17 protein-coding genes, 1 tRNA gene and 1 pseudogene are annotated in these 16,907 nt (G+C 61.2%); 13 read left to right on the forward strand and 6 right to left on the reverse strand.

The window, feature by feature from the left end:
- Positions 1 to 148 precede the first annotated feature (148 nt).
- From HJB89_RS32490 to HJB89_RS32500, 3 genes are all read left to right on the forward strand, one after another.
- A complete protein-coding gene (locus HJB89_RS32490) occupies positions 149 to 934 on the forward strand; it encodes a hypothetical protein (protein ID WP_207580561.1) in 786 nt (261 codons plus the stop codon).
- A 134-nt stretch (positions 935 to 1,068) separates the two neighbouring features.
- Positions 1,069 to 2,649 (forward strand): serine hydrolase, encoded by a 1,581-nt coding sequence (locus tag HJB89_RS32495; protein ID WP_221151005.1) that lies wholly within the window; start codon positions 1,069 to 1,071, stop codon positions 2,647 to 2,649.
- A gap of 113 nt (positions 2,650 to 2,762) precedes the next feature.
- Entirely contained in the window at positions 2,763 to 3,038 is a 276-nt protein-coding gene (locus tag HJB89_RS32500; RefSeq protein ID WP_164014607.1) for a hypothetical protein, read from the forward strand.
- 49 nt (positions 3,039 to 3,087) lie between these two features.
- On the opposite strand, the gene HJB89_RS32505 is transcribed toward HJB89_RS32500, so the two are convergent.
- Together HJB89_RS32505 and HJB89_RS32510 are read right to left on the reverse strand one after the other, a co-directional pair.
- Positions 3,088 to 3,525, reverse strand: a complete 438-nt coding sequence (locus tag HJB89_RS32505; RefSeq protein WP_207580563.1) for a DUF1489 family protein — start codon at positions 3,523 to 3,525, stop codon at positions 3,088 to 3,090.
- Between the two features lie 61 nt (positions 3,526 to 3,586).
- A complete protein-coding gene (locus HJB89_RS32510) occupies positions 3,587 to 4,990 on the reverse strand; it encodes an L-serine ammonia-lyase (RefSeq protein ID WP_221116019.1) in 1,404 nt (467 codons plus the stop codon).
- A 194-nt stretch (positions 4,991 to 5,184) separates the two neighbouring features.
- On the opposite strand from HJB89_RS32510, the gene HJB89_RS32515 reads away from it, so the two are divergent.
- Together HJB89_RS32515 and HJB89_RS32520 are read left to right on the forward strand one after the other, a co-directional pair.
- A complete protein-coding gene (locus tag HJB89_RS32515) occupies positions 5,185 to 5,949 on the forward strand; it encodes a DUF599 domain-containing protein (protein ID WP_221139674.1) in 765 nt (254 codons plus the stop codon).
- On the forward strand, positions 5,949 to 6,938 hold the full coding sequence (locus tag HJB89_RS32520) for a heparan-alpha-glucosaminide N-acetyltransferase (protein ID WP_221151006.1): 990 nt from the start codon (positions 5,949 to 5,951) through the stop codon (positions 6,936 to 6,938). The genes HJB89_RS32515 and HJB89_RS32520 overlap by 1 nt, the downstream gene beginning before the upstream one ends.
- Before the next feature lie 12 nt (positions 6,939 to 6,950).
- On the opposite strand, the gene HJB89_RS32525 is transcribed toward HJB89_RS32520, so the two are convergent.
- Positions 6,951 to 7,343: a MerR family DNA-binding transcriptional regulator gene (locus HJB89_RS32525; protein ID WP_037073057.1), complete on the reverse strand. Its 393-nt coding sequence runs from the start codon at positions 7,341 to 7,343 to the stop codon at positions 6,951 to 6,953.
- A 65-nt stretch (positions 7,344 to 7,408) separates the two neighbouring features.
- A complete protein-coding gene (mgtE, locus tag HJB89_RS32530; RefSeq protein WP_207580567.1) occupies positions 7,409 to 8,824 on the reverse strand; it encodes a magnesium transporter in 1,416 nt (471 codons plus the stop codon).
- A 262-nt stretch (positions 8,825 to 9,086) separates the two neighbouring features.
- On the opposite strand from mgtE, the gene HJB89_RS32535 reads away from it, so the two are divergent.
- From HJB89_RS32535 to HJB89_RS32545, 3 genes are all read left to right on the forward strand, one after another.
- Positions 9,087 to 9,581, forward strand: a complete 495-nt coding sequence (locus tag HJB89_RS32535; protein ID WP_207580568.1) for a peptide deformylase — start codon at positions 9,087 to 9,089, stop codon at positions 9,579 to 9,581.
- A 124-nt stretch (positions 9,582 to 9,705) separates the two neighbouring features.
- Positions 9,706 to 10,215: a BON domain-containing protein gene (locus HJB89_RS32540; RefSeq protein WP_207580569.1), complete on the forward strand. Its 510-nt coding sequence runs from the start codon at positions 9,706 to 9,708 to the stop codon at positions 10,213 to 10,215.
- 309 nt (positions 10,216 to 10,524) lie between these two features.
- A complete protein-coding gene (locus HJB89_RS32545) occupies positions 10,525 to 10,890 on the forward strand; it encodes a hypothetical protein (RefSeq protein ID WP_207580570.1) in 366 nt (121 codons plus the stop codon).
- Positions 10,891 to 10,951: 61 nt separating this feature from the next.
- Here the strand turns inward: HJB89_RS32545 and HJB89_RS32550 are convergent, their stop codons facing one another.
- Positions 10,952 to 11,596: an isoprenylcysteine carboxylmethyltransferase family protein gene (locus tag HJB89_RS32550; protein WP_207580571.1), complete on the reverse strand. Its 645-nt coding sequence runs from the start codon at positions 11,594 to 11,596 to the stop codon at positions 10,952 to 10,954.
- 157 nt (positions 11,597 to 11,753) lie between these two features.
- Positions 11,754 to 12,473: a lipoyl(octanoyl) transferase LipB gene (gene lipB, locus HJB89_RS32555; protein ID WP_207580572.1), complete on the reverse strand. Its 720-nt coding sequence runs from the start codon at positions 12,471 to 12,473 to the stop codon at positions 11,754 to 11,756.
- Positions 12,474 to 12,654: 181 nt separating this feature from the next.
- Between lipB and HJB89_RS32560 the strand changes: the two genes are divergently transcribed.
- The 5 genes and pseudogenes from HJB89_RS32560 to HJB89_RS32580 all read left to right on the forward strand — a co-directional run.
- Positions 12,655 to 12,739: transfer RNA gene (locus HJB89_RS32560), tRNA-Leu, on the forward strand.
- Positions 12,740 to 12,867: 128 nt separating this feature from the next.
- Positions 12,868 to 13,827 (forward strand): DMT family transporter, encoded by a 960-nt coding sequence (locus HJB89_RS32565; RefSeq protein ID WP_207580573.1) that lies wholly within the window; start codon positions 12,868 to 12,870, stop codon positions 13,825 to 13,827.
- A gap of 64 nt (positions 13,828 to 13,891) precedes the next feature.
- A complete protein-coding gene (locus HJB89_RS32570) occupies positions 13,892 to 14,596 on the forward strand; it encodes a hypothetical protein (protein ID WP_207580574.1) in 705 nt (234 codons plus the stop codon).
- A gap of 75 nt (positions 14,597 to 14,671) precedes the next feature.
- Positions 14,672 to 16,693, forward strand: a complete 2,022-nt coding sequence (locus HJB89_RS32575; RefSeq protein WP_207580575.1) for an acetyl/propionyl/methylcrotonyl-CoA carboxylase subunit alpha — start codon at positions 14,672 to 14,674, stop codon at positions 16,691 to 16,693.
- 90 nt (positions 16,694 to 16,783) lie between these two features.
- Positions 16,784 to 16,907, forward strand: a pseudogene (locus tag HJB89_RS32580) (S-(hydroxymethyl)glutathione dehydrogenase); the annotation flags it as partial.

Genomic DNA, 16,907 nt, shown 5'->3' on the forward strand with positions numbered 1-16,907 from the left:
GAGCCGTTCCCGCTGTCCCGGGAACGGCTCGCTCTTTTTTGGGACAGGCATTCGTCCCCAGGCGACCCACACCCCTGAAATCTTAGCGAATTATTAACCGTGCCAGTCCGATCATGCCGATCAGACTCATCATCGGCACCGGCGGCTCATGTTCCTCCTGCGGCGGACCGAAACACGAAGAACCGCCATGAGCCATGCCGCGCGCAGCGCACCCGACGAGCAGCCGCTTTTTTCCATGGGCTTTCTGCTCCGCACGATGGCGGTGATTGCCGTCCTGGCGGTCCTGACGGTTGCCATCAGCATCGGCGGCCGTTGGTTCGGCCGGCATATCTCGCTTGCCGGCAACACCGACAGTACGGTCGAGATCACGCTGGCCATCGGCCGCGATACCGTGAAATTCCCCGAGAATGCCATCCGCTTCCCGAGTCAAAGGCATGACGGTGCGGCCGAGCGTGTCGATCTCTATCTCGCCTGGCCTGATATGCAGGGCTACGGCAAGGAAAACCACCTTCGATTCGACGATGTCGCCCAATCCTCCGGCCTGATCTTCCTGCAGATTACCCAGAGCACAATGTCGCGCGACATGTCCGGGCGGCTGGAGCCGATCTATTCGCATCTGCTCGAAGGACCGGCCGCACCCTTCCGCGACGGCCTGACGCTGCACCGTCTTCGCGCCGACGCCGGTTACGGCGACGAGGTGCTGCTGACGGCGCCCGTCAAGGGCGGGCCGGATTACGTCGTGCGCTGCCTGTTGCCTTCCGTCCCCGACAAGGCTTCGAGCGGGGATTGTCAGCGCGATATCAAGGTTGGCAGGGATCTCAGCGTTCTCTACCGCTTCTCAAGCAGCCATCTCGACGACTGGGACCATATTGATGCCGCTATCCGCACCTTTGTGGACGCGCGTCTTGTGAACCGTTCTGCGACAAGTCCCTAAAATGCTCCCCGGACAGCGAAATAAACGATTCATCATAAACGGATTGGTAACGCCCAATCGGTAGATTTTGAAGACGGGCTGTACGGTGGGAGGTGTGCGGTTCCTGCCGATAGTTGAAGTGCCAAATATCTGAAATGCAAGCGAAGAGTGGAATAGTGTCAAGGTCAGTCTCCCCCGTACCATCGTCCCGATCCGGCAGCTTTTTCGCCAAGCTGCTGGCGATCCTTTCGGTGGCCGTCACGATCGTCCTGGTCGATTCGGTAAGCGCCGAAGCTGAGGCGGCGAATTCGAAATATGCAGGCATCGTCGTCGACGCCAAGACCGGTAACGTTCTCTACAGCGAGAATGCCGATCGGCTGCAATACCCCGCCTCCCTGACCAAGATGATGACCATCTACATGACCTTCGAGGCGCTGGAGCAGGGTCGTATCCGTCTCGATACGCCGGTTCCCTTCTCCGCTCATGCGGCAGCCCAGGCGCCGACCAAGCTCGGTGTTCGCGCCGGCGGCACGATCACCGTCGAGCAAGGCATTCTCGGCCTCGTCACCCTGTCGGCCAATGATGCCGCAACGGCGCTCGGCGAAATGCTCGGCGGCGGCAGCGAGGATCGTTTCGCCCAGTTGATGACCGCCAAGGCGCATGCGCTCGGCATGACACGCACCACCTATCGCAATGCCAACGGCCTGCCGAATACCGCGCAGATGACGACGGCGCGCGACCAGGCCCGCCTCGGCATCGCCCTTCGGCAGCATTTCCCGCAATATTACGGCTATTTCTCCACCCGCGCCTTCAAGTTCGGCAGCCGCACGATCCGCAGCCACAACCGCCTTGTCGGCTCCGTGCGTGGCGTCGACGGCATCAAAACCGGTTATACCCGCGCTGCCGGCTTCAATCTGGTCAGTTCGGTGCAGGTCGACGGCAAGTCGATCGTCGGTGTCGTGCTCGGCGGCGCTTCGACGCCTGCCCGCGATACCCAGATGCGCAATCTGATCGCCACCTACCTGCCGAAGGCATCGAGCCGCGGCGGGTCGTCGGCCCTGATCGCAGAGGCGGCCCCTGCCCCGGCGATGATCGAGACACCTGCTCCGGTCATGCCACAGAAGGTCCAGCAGAAGGCCCAGCCGCAAATGGCCAAGGTGATCACCGCAGCGCAGCCGCCGGTTTCGGCCGCTGCCGCCGATCTCAGCCTGCCGCACAAGGGCCCGCTGCCGGATGCCCGTTATCAGGTCGCCGAGACCGAGGTCGCTTATGTCGAGACGGCTCAGGCGAAATCCGACAACCCGCTGGTAGCCCAGCCAATGCCGGCGCCGACCAAGGTCACGACCATCAAGCAGCAAGCATCGCTCGCCGTGCCGAAACCGGCACCCGCTGCCTTGCCGCAGGAACGGGAAGATACGGCGGTCGACAATGTCACCACCGCTTCGACCACGCCGACCTCGACCAGTGCCGCTTCAACCGACAATGGCCCGGCCGGCTGGGTCGTGCAGGTCGGCGTCTCGCCGAGCCGGCAGATGGCCATGGATCTCCTGGAAAGCGCCAAGAGCAAGGGCGGCAAGGCGCTGGCCTCGGCAAAGCCTTTCGCCGTCGCCTATGCCGCTGGCGGTGACCAGCTCTATCGCGCTCGCTTCGGTGGTTTCGACGACCAGCGCGATGCGGTCAATGCCTGCAAGGCCTTGAAGAAGGCCGGAATCAAGTGCTGGGCGGCTGCCCAATGAGCTATTCGATGCTGCCTGCAAGATGGCCGGCGGCATCGGTAATGGCCGGAATCGGTGTTTGCGTTTCCGGCCACCGTTCTTGAACTCGATCAGTGTTGCGTACGGGGAAAACAATGGCAATCAATGAGAATGTTCCGGGAATGCCTTCAGACCGCCGCATGCCGGCCAAGGGGCGCTCATCGCTGCATCCGTTGCACGAGGCTGCGTTGCGGCTGGCCGAAATGGGCCTGCAGCGTCCGAAGGCGAAGTCTCCAAAGACCCGCGATCTCATCAATCTGCTGCTTAGCCATGGTGCCCGCGCCTGGCGCTATTCGCAGCCCGAGGCCCGCATCCATCTGCATGTGACCTCGCAGGACGGCAGTGTGCCGGTGCAGCTGCGCCTGCGTTGAAGCTTGGTAGTGTAGCCCAGAACCAGGACGCGTTTTTGGGCGACAGACGTTAGAGCAGACCAAGTTCCGTCAGCTCGCGGCGCAGGTCCGCGGGCATTTCGACAATGCCTGCCCCAAGGCTCATCAGGTCGCGCGGCACGTCATCCTCAGTGTAATAACGCCAGCCCTGGAAGGGACGCTTCGGCTGCACGGCCGTCTCGATGACCTCCGGGCCCAGCATCAGGCGGCAACGCGAAATACCCTCGCCATCAGTGAAGGTCTCGATGTCGAGCAGCCTCTGCCGCGCCTGCACCTGGCCTTTGATCACCCAATAGAGCGAGCCGCCGTCAAGCAGCTCGTCCATGCGTTTCGGCGCCATGCGCGTCGTGTGCACCGAATGCGGCTCGAGCCCGGCGGCGATGGCGCGCAGCGAGCGTTCCGCCACCCATTCGCGCAGATCGTCTATCGAGTCGGCGCCGACGCAGAGTTTGATGAGATGCAATGCCATGCCGCCGTTGAAATCCTTTTGGCAGCGGGCGTCAAGCAAGAAGCATCACGCGTCCACAAACTCAGCACTCGACCACGTTGACGGCAAGGCCGCCGGTCGAGGTTTCCTTGTACTTCTCGCTCATGTCGTGGCCGGTCTGGCGCATCGTCTCGATACAGGCATCGAGCGGCACGAAGTGCTGGCCGTCGCCCTTGACGGCGAGTGACGCTGCGGTCACCGCCTTGACGGCCCCGAGTGCGTTGCGCTCGATGCAGGGAACCTGCACCAGGCCCGCAACCGGATCGCAGGTCATGCCAAGATGATGTTCGAGGGCGATCTCGGCGGCGTTCTCGATCTGCTCCGGCGTGCCGCCCATGACGGCGGCAAGGCCTGCGGCCGCCATTGCCGCTGCCGAGCCGACTTCGCCCTGACAACCGACCTCTGCGCCCGAGATCGAGGCATTGTGCTTGATGATGCCGCCGATGGCCGCAGCCGTCAGCAGGTAATCGCGGATGCCGTTTTGATCCCAGTCCTCGTGGAAATGCTCGTAGTAGCGGATCGTCGCCGGGATGACGCCGGCCGCACCGTTGGTCGGCGCCGTGACGACGCGCCCGCCGGCGGCATTCTCCTCGTTGACGGCCATCGCATAGACGCTCAGCCAGTCGTTGGCGAGCAGCGGGTTGACGCGGTTGCTGCGCCACTCCTCTTCCAGCTTGTCGTGAATCCTGCGGGCGCGGCGCTTGACGTTGAGGCCGCCCGGCATGATGCCATCGACCTTGAGGCCGCGCTCGATACAGGAGCGCATCGCCTCCCAGATGCGGTCGAGCCCCTGATCGAGCTCCTCCTGGCTGCGCTGGCTCTGCTCGTTTGCCCGCTTCATCTGGGCGATCGACAGTCCTGAGCGCTCCGCCATCTCGAGCATCTGTTTTGCGGTGGCGAAGGGATAGGGCACGCGCGTGCCGCCGGCCGCGTTCTTCTTCGCCCGCATCTGCTCCAGCTCGGTGTCGGTGACGACGAAGCCGCCGCCAACCGAATAATAGATACGCTTGACGAGCAGCCGGCCGTCCCTGTCATAGGCGGAAAAGACCATGCCGTTGGCATGACCGGGCAGCGGCTGTTTCTTGTCGAAGATCAGGTCGGTCTTCGGCTGGAACTGATAGGCGGGATGCCCCTCCGGCGTGATGCGGCCGGTGCGCTCCACCGTGTCGACGATGCCGTCCATTTTGTCGGGATCGACGCTGTCGGGCGCCTCGCCCATCAGGCCGAGAATGACCGCCCTGCCGGTGCCGTGGCCGATGCCGGTATGGGCAAGCGAGCCGTGCAGGCTGACCTTGATCGCGACGACCTGGGCGCCTGAGGATGGGCGCGGCCATTCGTCAGACAGGATCAGGTCGAGAAACCGGTTGGCCGCCGACATCGGACCCATCGTGTGCGAGCTCGACGGCCCGACACCGATCTTGAAGACATCGAATACCGAGAGAAACATGGATGCGCCTTCTGATTACGAGGATGCAAGCTTAAGCGATGCCGGTTTTCAATCCATGCGGCACACCGACATCGCATGGAGCCGGTGCGACATTGCGGCTGAACACTAAAACGATGAGGCCCGCCTTACCAGTCATTGCAGCATTTCGATGCATATGTAAGGTGGCCGCACTTCATGCGGAGACTGAATCACTGATGACGACGGCGGACTATATCGCTCTGGCCTTCTTTGCCGGTGTCTGGATGGGCTATTCCTGGCTGCTGCATGGCCGCACCTTCTTCGGACGCACCAGCCTCACCCATGCGATGATCGAACGGCGGCGAGAATGGATCTATAACTCGCTGCGCCGCGACCTGAAGATGATCGATACGCAGATCATGGCAGGCCTGCAGAACGGCACCGCCTTCTTCGCTTCGACCTCGATATTCGCATTGGGCAGTTGCTTTGCGCTGCTCGGGGCGACGGAGAAGGTCGACGCCGTCTTCGCCGACCTGCCCTTCGTCTTGCACGGCGGCCATGCCGTCTTCGAGATGAAGGTCGGCGGGCTGGCAGTGCTGTTCGGCTATGCCTTCTTCAAGTTCGGCTGGTCCTATCGGTTGTTCAACTACTGCACCATTCTGTTCGGCTCGATCCCGATGCTGCGCGATACCGAACGCGACGTCATCGCCGCCGAGCGGGCCGCCGAACGCGTCATCCGCATGAATGTCATTGCCGGCAGCAATTTCAACGAAGGCCTCAGGGCGATCTTCCTGTCGATCGGTTATCTCGGCTGGTTCATCAACCCTTATGTCTTCATGCTGACGACGGCGATCGTCATCTTCGTTCTGACACGGCGGCAATTCTTTTCGCAGGCGCGGTTGGCGATCATGGATGCCGGCCCGCCGTCGAATTTCCACCTTTCCGCGTTTGGCCGCGACATGCCGTCGAGCGACGGACGTGATTTGCCCGAGGGACTTTAATGACATTGCCGGCAACGCAAGCCGATGCGGCGGTAAAGCCGCCGCGCATCGGCCTATTGGACACGGCGCGCGGTCTCGCGCTGATCGCCATGGCGAGCTATCATTTCAGCTGGGATATGGAGTTCATGGGCTATCTCGCGCCGGGCACGGCCGAGACAGGCTGGCTGAAGATCTATGCCCGGGCGATCGCCACGACGTTTATCTTCATCGTCGGCATCAGCCTGGTGCTCTCGAGCAAGCCCGAGGTCCGCTGGCCCGCCTTCTGGAAGCGTTTCGGCATGATTGCCGCGGGAGCCGCCGTCATCTCGATCGCCACGCGCATCGCGATGCCGAACGAGTGGATCTATTTCGGCATCTTGCACTGCATCGCGGTGCTGACGCTGATCGGCATCGTCTTTATCAGATTGCCGCTCGCCGTCACGCTCGTCGCGACGGTGGCGCTCATTGCTGCCTGGCTTACCGATAATTTCGGCACACCCGGCCTGCTTCGCTCATCCTTCTTCGATCCCAGATATCTCGCCTGGATCGGCCTTGCGGTGATGCCGGAACGGTCCAACGACTATGTGCCGCTGTTTCCCTGGGCAACGCCCTTTCTTGCTGGATTGAGTTTTGCCTCGATCGGCATCAGAACCAGACTGCTGCATCGGCTTGCCGCCATCGGCACCGGTTCATGGTGGCCGGCAAGGCTTGGCCGCCACAGCCTTGCTTTCTACCTCATTCACCAGCCGGTGTTGATCGCCATCGCCTACGGGCTTTCCCTCGTCGTCCCGCCGCAGGCGCCGGATCCGGTCGCGACTTACCTAAAGCAATGCAACGCCTCTTGCGTCATGCAGCAGGGCGAAGCGCTCTGCCACAGCTTTTGCCAATGCACGCTGGAGAAATTGCAGGCTCAAGCCCTGTTCACGCCGCTGCAGGCGGGCGCGATCGATATACAGAATGACGAGCGGGTGCAGACCATCGCCGCCGAATGCAGCGCCGAAGCGGAATAAGTCTCGTTCCGCTCAGGTGGTGACGCCGATCTCGGCGAGGCGACCGAGGCAGGCCTCTTCGATATTGTCGAGTTCCACCAGCGTGTCGTCGATATCCTTGCGCTTCTGGCGCAGATCGTCGCGCTTCTCGTCGACGCGTTTCATCAGCAGCTTCAATTGACCGAGCTCGCCCGGCGGCTCCTTGTAGACCTGGATGATCTCGCGGATCTCTGCGATGGTGAACCCGATGCGCCGGCCGCGCAGAATTTCGCCGATGAGCCGTCGGTCGGCCTGGCGAAAGAGACGGGTGCGCCCTCGCCGCTCCGGATGAATCAGTCCCTCGTCTTCGTAGAAGCGAAGCGTGCGCGTCGAGACCCCGAATTCGCGCGTCAGCTCCGTTATGCTATAATATTTGTTCACCAGCATGGGTTCCCCGTCATGAACCGGCAATAATATTGACTTTTACGTAATAGTCAATTTCATCAGACCGTTCAGATGCCGAACCACCAAGTGGCGATGCCGAGAAAGGCGAAGAAGCCGGTACAGTCGGTCACCGTCGTCACGAAGACCGACGACGCGATCGCCGGGTCGGCCCCCACCTTATCGAGCAGCAACGGCAGCAGAATACCGGCAAGCGCCGCCGCCATCAGATTGATGATCATCGCCGCCGCGATCACCCCGCCGAGCTGATAGTCGTGGAACCAGGTGCCGGCGATCATGCCCATGATCGTCGCGAAGACGATGCCGTTGAGGATGCCGACGCCGGCCTCCCTGCGGATGATGCGGCCGGCATTGTAGATGTCGAGATCGCGGGTGGCGAGCGCGCGCACCGTCACCGTCATCGTCTGCGTGCCGGCATTGCCGCCCATCGAGGCGACGATCGGCATCAGCACCGCAAGTGCGATCATCTTCTCGATCGAGGCGTCGAACAGGCCGATGACGCTGGCCGACAGCATTGCCGTGCCGAGGTTGATCAAGAGCCACAGAAAACGCGAACGCGCCGTCGAAAGCACATTGTCCGACAGCTCTTCGTCGCCGACGCCGCCAAGGCGCTTGATGTCCTCGTCCGCCTCCTCGTGGATGACGTCGACGACGTCGTCGATGGTCAGCACGCCGACCAGCCGGCCGTTCTCGTCGACGACGGCGGCCGACAGAAGGTCATACTGTTCGAACAGCTGGGCGGCCTCCTCCTGGTCCGTCTCGGCCGGAACCGGATGGTTGGTCTCGCGCATGATCTGCTCGATCTTCGTCTGCCGCTTGGTACGCAGGATCTGGTCGAGAGCGACGGCGCCGAGCAGCTTGAAGGTCGGATCGATGACGAAGATCTGCGAGAAGGAATAGGGAAGATCCTCTTCGTCGCGCATGTAGTCGATCGTCTGGCCGACCGTCCAGAACGGCGGCACAGCGACGAATTCCGTCTGCATGCGGCGCCCGGCCGAGCTTTCGGGATAGTCGAGCGCCCGACGCAGCCTGACCCGCTCGGTAAACGGCAGCTGAGCGAGGATCTCTTCCCGGTCTTCCTTGTCGAGATCTTCGAGAATGTAGACGGCATCGTCCGAATCGAGATCGCCGATCGCGGCGGCGATCTGCTCGTTCGGCATCTGGTCGACGATCTCGCGGCGGATCGCCTCGTCGACCTCGGTCAACGCCGTCATGTCGAAATCGTCGCCAAGCAGGCGCACCAGCGCCAGGCGCTGATCCGGCTGGATCGCTTCCAGCAGGTCGCCTATCTCAGATTCATGCAGGCGGGCAACATTCTGGCGCAGGAACAACGTGTCGCGGTCGGCGATCGCGGCGCCGACCAGCGCCAGGAAATCGCTGCGGACATTGCCGTCCTCGTCGTAGATATCGGCTTCCTCGTCCTCGGGACGCCTGCGGATGCGGTCTTCCCCATCGGTCGTCGTCATCTGCCGCCCTCGCATCTGGTTCGAATTTCAACGACTACAGCGCCACATTCGCAAATGTCGGCCGAAAACACATTGTCAACAATCAGATAAGCCAGTCCCGCGCGCGGCTTCCGCGGTGGGATTCATGGCTTCTGCTAGCCCAAAGCATCCCTGCCGTAAAGCCGCAAACCTGCCTCTTGATGACAATGCCCACGGCCGGCGATAGTTTCGCCACCTGTCCAAACCCCGGCCAAGCCCCATCCAAGTAAAGAAAGCCTGCCCCATGCCCCTCCGTCCGATTCTGCGCTATCAGCATCCTGGTCTGAAGACCGTCTGCGCGCCGGTGACAGCCTTCGATTCGTCGCTCGCCGCGCTTGTCGACGACTTGGTGGCGACGATGCGGGCGGCGCCCGGCGTCGGCATCACCGCCGCCCATATCGGCGTCTTCAGCCGTGTTACTGTGCTGGAGCTCGACAAGACGGACGGCGTGCGGCTCTACATCAACCCGGAGATCACCTGGTTCTCGAAGGAGACGATGCGCCATGCAGAAGGCAGCGTCTCCATGCCCGGCGCCACTGAAGAGGTCACACGCCCGCGCGCGATCCGCTTCCGTTACCAGAATGCCGAGGGCATCGTGCACGAGGAAGCAGCCGAAGATTTCCACGCCATCTGCATCCAGCACGAGGTCGACCAGCTCGACGGCATTTTCTGGCTGCAGCGCCTCTCGCGGCTGAAACGCGACCGTCTCGTGAAAAAATGGGAGAAGGCACCAATCTGACAATCAAGCCTGACAATGAAGCCTGACAAATCGCCACCTGCACCGAACCATTCGCCACTGCCGGCGTTTCCCGCAGAGACCCCCCCCGCAGAGAAACCCCCTCAGCGAAAAAGGAGCGACTGCAATGGCAAGGATCGGTGACAAGACCCAGTTTTCCCGGGAGAAGCCTGAGCTTTCCCGGGAGGAAGATTATCGCGACCTCGAGGAACGCAATCTCGACGACGGCTGGCCCTATGCCGACGCCACCGGCGCCGACCCGGCCAACCGCCCCTATGGCGAGACCGCGGCAAATTTCGACAGCGATCCCAACAAAGGCTTCCGGATCGACGGCACGGATGCAGACGGCAACGAGAACCGCTTGAAGGATTCGCTCCGCGCCGATACCATCGACCGCGATGAAAGCGACGACCTCGAAGCACGGGTGAACGACAATCTCGAAAATATTCCCGAGGTCGACATCAATAGCATTGAGGTTCATGCCGACGGACACGTCGTCACCCTGGAAGGTTCGGTGGAAACGATCGGCATCGCCCGTAAGGTCGAGCTCGGTGCGCTTTCGGTCGACGGTGTCCACCATGTCCGCAACAAATTGCAGCTGACCGGTGTCGACGCGCATATCCCGAACGAGGACTAATCGCGCACCAAGATACGGAAGTCATGCGGGAGGCATCGATGCCTCCCGGCCGCCCCTGTCAAAATTTCAGTCGGCCAACATTACCAAAAGTTAACAATTTCAGATTGCATCGCAATTTAGACCTTTTGCTTAGGCGGCTTGTGTAACAAGAACGTCAATTTCATTGACAACACTGTGATTTCATTTGGACAAAAGGTCGCGGCCACGCCGTCAATTTATCACAAAATTGCCTGAATTGGGGCGCGAACTCGCAGCTGCCGAGGGTTAGTTATGTTGTGAAATTCAACAGCAGATTGAGGAGATAGACCCATGCGCATCAAATTTGCCCTTGCCGCGTCACTGTTCGCCGTCAGCCTTGCAGGCGCTGCCTTCGCCCAGCCGACATATTCCGACGACTATACCAACGATAGCGACGGTTTTTCACAGAGCCCGATGTCGAAGCCGGCCCCCGTTCACTACACCAACCGCAAGGCCGCGGCCTATTCCAGCGATTATACCAATGATAGCGACGGCTTCGCCCCGAGCGCGATGGCGGCCCCTGCCGTCGACAAGACCGCAACGGCGAGCATCAACGCCCTGCCCCCATGCCACAGCATGATTGGCCCGAGCGGCTCCCACACCAAGGGTGCCGACAGCGGCGCCTCTCGCACCGACGCATGCCGCGCGACGCATTGATCCAAACAAAAGAAAGGGCCGGAATCCGGCCCTTCTCTTTTTCATTTCGCTCTCTGTCGTCTTAGAACACGAATGGAACCAGCCGATAGCGGGTCGTGGCCATGAAGGCCGTATAAGCAGGATCCTGCTGGAGCAGACGCTCCTCCGCCAAGAGGCGGAAACATTGTGCGGCAAGCGCCGTTGCATAGATGGCAAAATTCCAAAGGCTCGGATGAGCCATGAAGAATCCGATATGTGCCATCAGATAACCCGCATACATCGGATGACGGACAAACTTGTAGGGTCCGCCAATCTTAATACCGCGATTGGCCGGCAGCAGGCCGAAGCTTCGCCGCAATGACAGCTTTGCCGATATCTGCAGCACGAAACCGAGTGCCAACACCGTGCCGCAGAGTGCGAGCGGCGCAAGCGGCTCTGTCGCGGAGGGTGAGGCGAGCAGCGGGAAGAGCGTGCCGATGGCGGTGACCATCCAGTCAAACAGGCGCAGCGACGCATTTCTCGTCGGCCGGCGCGTCAGGATAAGGAAGGTGGCGGCCGCCTCGGAGACCAGCAGCAGGCCGTCAATAATCGCCCTGTTGTCCTGCATCTGCGGCAGCATTCGCATGACGATCGCAGCGAAGAAATAGCCGATGAGGACTTTCTCGAGAATGTCGAGAACGAAATACACGTCGAAGAATGACCAGCTTGCCACTGCCTGTTTTTTCATTATTTGCAAAGACTTCCGCATCACGAGATTATGGTGTCATATACATGCGGCAGCGCTAATAATAAGTTAAAGCTTTCGTTGCGGACGTTCTTACCTTGCCGATCCTCACTGCAGAATCTAGCGGCGGTGAAAGGCACCAAATTGCCGTCGAGAAAGGTCAGTTTTCGCTCGTCGTTTCGCCGAAAACCGCCTCGAAGGCGGTGCGCAGCCGGATATCGACATCAGCCATCATCACCAGCAAGCCAAGATCGACGAGGCTGGTGACGCCATAGGCTGAAATCCCGCAGGGCACGATGCCGCCGAAATGATCGAGATCGGGATCGACGTTGAGCGACAGTCCGTGGAAAGTCACCCATTTCCGCAGCCTTATGCCGAGGGCGGCGATCTTGTCCTCTGCCATTGTCCCATCGGGAAGCAATGGCTTTTGCGGCCGGCGCACCCAGACGCCGACGCGATCTTCACGTCGCTCGCCGCGCACATTCATCATGTCGAGCGTGCGGATGACGACATCTTCAAGCGCGGTGACGAAGGCGCGCACGTCCTGGCGTCTGCGCTTCAGGTCGAGCATCACATAGGCGACGCGCTGGCCAGGCCCATGATAGGTATATTCACCGCCTCGCCCCGTCGCAAAAACCGGAAAACGGTCTGGCTGGACGAGATCCCTGGCATTGGCGCTGGTGCCGGCGGTATAGAGCGGCGGATGTTCGACGAGCCAGACGAGTTCGTCGCCGCCATCTGATATCGCCGCCACCTCGCGCTCCATTGTCTCCACAGCCTCCGCATAGGGAACGAGGCCATCGGCGATGCGCCAACGCACCGGGCGGGTGCCGAGATTCGGGAGCATGGAGAATTCGAGATCGGTGCGAAGCATGGCCATTCCTTGCCGCTGTCCCCGAAATGCCTGAAAAAGGGGGCGGCAGGACAGCTATATGGACCCGTTTCGGGGGCAATTCAAATGCTGTGACCGCTTTTGAAAAAAACTGTCATATCGCCCTTGTGCACCCCAAATGCTTTTGCTACATGCTGCCCCGCCGACGCAAATCGGCACCTACCACGATGCGGTCGTGGCGGAATTGGTAGACGCGCAGCGTTGAGGTCGCTGTGGGGCAACCCGTGGAAGTTCGAGTCTTCTCGACCGCACCATTTCCCTTCTGGGAATCGCTTTCTAAGCGACGATTTGGATTTCACCTCGAAGCTATTTGCGGTTGCTCTGCTTGATCGATCGGCCTTCTCATGGTTGATGGCGTCATCCCTGCCAAGAACCGGCCACCATGACAGAGCATCCAGCCCATCAAAATTCCCTGCCGGGCATGGCGATCATGTCCGGCGCCATGCTGATCCTGCCGATCATGGATGCGATCGCCAAATACATGGCGACCTTCGAGGCGATGTCGCCGGGCCAGGTGACCTTCTACCGATTCTTTTTCCAGATCGCCTGCACCCTGCCGATTCTCTTTGCCCTTTTCGGGCTGAAGGCGCTTTCGGCAAAACGGCCATGGATGAACCTGCTGCGCGGCGTGCTGCACGGTGGCGCGAGCCTGCTTTTCTTCGTCGCCGTCAAATACATGCCGCTTGCCGACGTTTTCGCCATTTATTTCGTCGAACCCTTCATGCTGACGGCCATGTCGGCGCTGTTCCTCGGGGAGAAGGTCGGCTGGCGGCGCTGGATGGCAATCGTCGTCGGTTTCGGCGGCGCGATGATCGTCATTCAGCCGAGTTACGAGATTTTCGGCCTGAAGGCGCTGCTGCCGGTCGCCTGCGCTTTTCTGTTCTCGCTCTATCTGTTCCTCAACCGCGCCATCGGTGACGCCGATTCGCCGCTGACCATGCAGACGATGGCCGGCATCGGCGGAACGGTCTTCATGGCGGCGGCCCTTCTCGTCGGAAGCAGTTCCGGCAATGCCGATTTTGCCGTCTCTCTGCCCGCCTCAGGTCTCGGTCTTGTCCTGCTTCTCGTCCTCGGCTCGATTTCGGGATATGCGCATATGCTCATCGTCCGGGCTTTCCGCCTCGCACCACTGTCGCTGCTTGCACCGTTCCAATACTTCGAGATCATCTCGGCGACCGTTCTCGGGTACGCGCTGTTTAATGATTTCCCCAGCTTTTCCAAATGGATCGGCATCTTCATCATCGTCGCATCAGGTCTCTTCATCATCTGGCGCGAGCGGCTGCAGGCGCAATCGTTAAAATCTTCCTCACCCCGGGAATGTCGGGTTAACTCCTCTTCTTGAGGGATCGTCAATTCGCAGGCGCTAAAACTGTCTCCGGCTTCATGATGAAGCCTGGAGCTAAAACATGAGCGAATTTCGTCTCGCTTTTCCGGCCTGTGTGGTGGCCGGCAAGCATCGGCTGACGGCCGAAGATATAATGCTATTGCGCAAACATGCTTTTCCGGAGGGTATCCGGACATCCGACGATGTCGTGGCGATGTTGGCGCTCAACAATTCCTGCCCTGAGAAATGCGCTGCCTGGAACGCTTTCTTCGTCGAGCAGTTCGCCGGTTTCATCGTCCATTACACCTATCCGCAAGGCTCGCTTGATGAAATCAACGTCGCCTGGATCATGCGCATGTTCACGACCGCCGGTGTCGTCAACTCGGCGCTGGAACTCGAGCTCATTCTCCACGTCATGGAGATTTCGACCGTTGTCCCGGGTGAATTGAGAGCGCTCGCCCTCGACCAGCTCCGTGTGGCGATCACCGACAATATCGGTGGCTACAAGCTGTCGCGTGCCGTCGATCGCCGGGGCATTACCCGCCAGGACGTCGATTTTGCCATGCGCATCTTCAGAAGCGTCGCCGAAGGTGGTGTCATTCCCGTCTCGTCGGTCGAATACGGCGTGCTCCAGCAGATCGAGCAAGCGACGCTGCCCGGCGCCAATCATCCGCACTGGGCCGGCATCATGGCCGCCGTCCAGTTGCGCGACTATGCCGAACCGCGGCGCAGCCGCTGGCTGCGTATCGTCGATGAGGAACCCGTCTCGCAGGCAGCTGTCGCCTGACGCTGCTCAAGCCTGATTGTGCGTTCCGGTGTTTTATGCGTAAAACTCCGGAACGCATTTCTGGGTGGAGTCTCGATGTTCAAGAAAATCCTGATCGCGAATCGCGGCGAAATCGCCTGCCGCGTGATCAAGACCGCGCGCCGCATGGGTATTTTGACCGTTGCGGTCTATTCGGATGCGGATCGGGACGCTCTGCATGTCGAGATGGCCGACGAGGCCGTTCATATCGGCCCGGCCGCAGCCTCCGAGAGCTACCTGGTTGCTGAAAAGATCGTCGCCGCCTGCAAGGCAACCGGCGCCGAGGCGGTGCATCCGGGCTACGGCTTCCTGTCTGAGCGCGCCTCCTTCTGCGCTGAGCTGGAAAAGCAGGGCATCGTCTTCATCGGCCCGAAGCCGAAGGCCATCATGGCGATGGGCGACAAGATCGAATCGAAGAAATTCGCCAATGCCGCCGGCGTGTCCACCGTGCCCGGCCATCTCAGCGTTATCGAGGATGCCGCCCAAGCGGAAGTGATATCAGGCGGGATCGGTTATCCCGTCATGATCAAGGCATCGGCCGGCGGCGGCGGCAAGGGCATGCGCATTGCCTGGAATGATGGCGAGGTGCGCGACGGCTTCGAGCGCGCCCGCTCGGAGGCGAAGAGCTCCTTCGGCGACAACCGCGTCTTCATCGAGAAATACATCGTCGAGCCGCGCCATATCGAGATCCAGGTGCTGGCCGATGCGCATGGCAACGTCGTCTATCTCGGCGAGCGCGAATGCTCGATCCAGCGGCGGAACCAGAAAGTAGCAGAAGAGGCGCCCTCGCCCTTCCTCGACGAAAAAACCCGCAAGGCGATGGGCGAACAATCGGTGGCGCTGGCGAGAGCGGTCGATTACCAGAGCGCCGGCACCGTCGAATTCATCGTCGACCGCGACCGCAATTTCTATTTCCTCGAAATGAACACCCGTCTGCAAGTCGAACATCCCGTGACCGAACTCGTCACCGGCATCGATCTCGTCGAACAGATGATCCGTGTCGCAGCGGGGGAGCCACTTCCCCTCACCCAGGAAGACATCAGGCTCGACGGCTGGGCGATCGAAAGCCGGCTCTATGCCGAAGACCCCTACCGCAACTTCCTGCCGTCGATCGGCCGCCTGACGCGCTACCGCCCACCGGCCGAAGGCCGGACCGGCAATGTCGTCGTCCGCAACGATACCGGTGTCTTCGAAGGCGCCGAGATCTCGATGTATTACGATCCGATGATCGCCAAGCTCTGCACCTGGGCACCGACGCGGGTCGAAGCGATCGAGGCCATGGGCCGGGCGCTCGACGGTTTCGTCGTCGATGGCATCGAGCACAATGTCCCCTTCCTGGCGGCGCTGATGAAACATCCGCGCTGGCGCGAGGGCCGGCTGTCTACCGGCTTTATCGCCGAGGAATATCCCGACGGTTTCGCGCCGATGAAACCGGACCGCAAGGAAGAGGCCACGCTTGCCGCCATAGCCCTTTCCGCCGGCCTGATCGAGACGAACCGGCGCGAGCATTTCGCCGATCGCCTGCGCGCCGCATCGGGCGCGCTGCGCGAGCACTGGGTGGTCAAGATCGGTGACAACTACGTCGCTGCAAGATTGCTCGATGGCCTCGTCACCATCCCTTTCGATATGGACATGGCGGTCGAGGGGGCGATCGACGGCGAGAGCATCAGCGTTGTCACCGATTGGAGACCGGGCGATCCCGTCTGGAGCGGCAAGGTCGGCGGCCGCGATATCACCGCGCAGATCCGCCCGCTCCTCAACGGGTTGCGCATCGACTGGCAGGGGCTTTCGGTGACGGCCAAAGTCTTTTCGCCGCGTCATGCCGAACTCGACAAGCTGATGCCGGTGAAGCTGCCGCCCGATACCTCCAAACTCCTGCTCTGCCCGATGCCCGGCCTCGTCGTCGCCATCGCGGTTGCCGAGGGCCAGGAGGTCAAGGCCGGGGAGACGCTTGCGATCGTCGAGGCGATGAAGATGGAAAACGTGCTGCGCGCCGACCGCGATCTCGTCATTTCGAAGATCAATGCCGCCGCCGGCGAAAGCCTGGCCGTCGATGCCGTGATCATGGAATTCGCCTGAGAGGAAAAGGCCGGCGGCCGGTTTTCGCTTGAGCGCGGCTCGCCGACCGTGCCAAGGTCGCCCCAATAAATTACCAGGGAGATTGTGAAGATGGACGTTCGCGCCGCCGTTGCCGTTCAGGCCGGAAAACCGCTGGAAGTGATGACCGTGCAGCTGGACGGCCCGAAGGCCGGCGAAGTGCTGGTCGAGGTCAAGGCGACCGGCATCTGCCACA

It is taken from the genome of Rhizobium sp. NZLR8 (assembly GCF_019685025.1).
Classification (GTDB): Bacteria; Pseudomonadota; Alphaproteobacteria; order Rhizobiales; family Rhizobiaceae; genus Rhizobium.

Excerpts from the sequence above, each read along its gene's own strand:
- HJB89_RS32490 (WP_207580561.1), top strand. The coding sequence starts at position 149 with ATGTTCCTCCTGCGGCGGACCGAAACACGAAGAACCGCCATGAGCCAT.
- HJB89_RS32495 (WP_221151005.1), top strand. The coding sequence starts at position 1,069 with ATGCAAGCGAAGAGTGGAATAGTGTCAAGGTCAGTCTCCCCCGTACCA.
- HJB89_RS32500 (WP_164014607.1), top strand. The coding sequence starts at position 2,763 with ATGGCAATCAATGAGAATGTTCCGGGAATGCCTTCAGACCGCCGCATG.
- HJB89_RS32505 (WP_207580563.1), bottom strand. The coding sequence starts at position 3,525 with ATGGCATTGCATCTCATCAAACTCTGCGTCGGCGCCGACTCGATAGAC.
- HJB89_RS32510 (WP_221116019.1), bottom strand. The coding sequence starts at position 4,990 with ATGTTTCTCTCGGTATTCGATGTCTTCAAGATCGGTGTCGGGCCGTCG.
- HJB89_RS32515 (WP_221139674.1), top strand. The coding sequence starts at position 5,185 with ATGACGACGGCGGACTATATCGCTCTGGCCTTCTTTGCCGGTGTCTGG.
- HJB89_RS32520 (WP_221151006.1), top strand. The coding sequence starts at position 5,949 with ATGACATTGCCGGCAACGCAAGCCGATGCGGCGGTAAAGCCGCCGCGC.
- HJB89_RS32525 (WP_037073057.1), bottom strand. The coding sequence starts at position 7,343 with ATGCTGGTGAACAAATATTATAGCATAACGGAGCTGACGCGCGAATTC.
- mgtE (WP_207580567.1), bottom strand. The coding sequence starts at position 8,824 with ATGACGACGACCGATGGGGAAGACCGCATCCGCAGGCGTCCCGAGGAC.
- HJB89_RS32535 (WP_207580568.1), top strand. The coding sequence starts at position 9,087 with ATGCCCCTCCGTCCGATTCTGCGCTATCAGCATCCTGGTCTGAAGACC.
- HJB89_RS32540 (WP_207580569.1), top strand. The coding sequence starts at position 9,706 with ATGGCAAGGATCGGTGACAAGACCCAGTTTTCCCGGGAGAAGCCTGAG.
- HJB89_RS32545 (WP_207580570.1), top strand. The coding sequence starts at position 10,525 with ATGCGCATCAAATTTGCCCTTGCCGCGTCACTGTTCGCCGTCAGCCTT.
- HJB89_RS32550 (WP_207580571.1), bottom strand. The coding sequence starts at position 11,596 with ATGAAAAAACAGGCAGTGGCAAGCTGGTCATTCTTCGACGTGTATTTC.
- lipB (WP_207580572.1), bottom strand. The coding sequence starts at position 12,473 with ATGGCCATGCTTCGCACCGATCTCGAATTCTCCATGCTCCCGAATCTC.
- HJB89_RS32565 (WP_207580573.1), top strand. The coding sequence starts at position 12,868 with ATGACAGAGCATCCAGCCCATCAAAATTCCCTGCCGGGCATGGCGATC.
- HJB89_RS32570 (WP_207580574.1), top strand. The coding sequence starts at position 13,892 with ATGAGCGAATTTCGTCTCGCTTTTCCGGCCTGTGTGGTGGCCGGCAAG.
- HJB89_RS32575 (WP_207580575.1), top strand. The coding sequence starts at position 14,672 with ATGTTCAAGAAAATCCTGATCGCGAATCGCGGCGAAATCGCCTGCCGC.